This window comes from Ochrobactrum sp. SFR4 (assembly GCF_019730395.1).
Taxonomy (GTDB): Bacteria; Pseudomonadota; Alphaproteobacteria; order Rhizobiales; family Rhizobiaceae; genus Pseudochrobactrum.
This window is the reverse complement of the sequence record NZ_JAAPBB010000311.1, coordinates 1-384: the sequence shown is the minus strand read 5'-3', so window position 1 is coordinate 384 and position 384 is coordinate 1. Positions and strand designations below refer to the sequence as shown.

General features: G+C 50.8%; 1 protein-coding gene. It reads left to right on the top strand.

What is annotated here, in order from left to right; genetic code table 11:
• On the top strand, nucleotides 1–384 hold a 384-nt coding region (locus HBA93_RS19130; RefSeq protein ID WP_221724357.1), incomplete at both ends, for a lipopolysaccharide biosynthesis protein.

Below are 384 nucleotides of genomic sequence, written 5' to 3'. Positions count from 1 at the left end.
CTCAGTCAGGTCGTGCTTGCCCGCCTGATGGGCAGTTTTGAGTTTGGTATCTATGTCCTTGTCTGGACAGTGACACTGATCCTCGGTGACCTTGCCTGTTTTGGCTTTCACACCACTATCATCCGCTATGTGCCGCAATATTTACAAAAAAATCAGAGCAATGATGCCCGAGGTATTTTGCGTACCGGCCCCGTCTTTGCGCTTATCAGTGCAAGTGCAATTACACTGATCGCCATTGCAGTGCTCAAAATTCTGAGTGCAGAATTCGAGCCCTATTACTGGCCGGCCTTCCTGATTGGTGTTCTTTGTATCCCCGCCATTGCGCTTGGCAATATTTCAGACGGCACTGCCCGCTCGCAAGGCTGGATTCTATCGGCTCTCAGC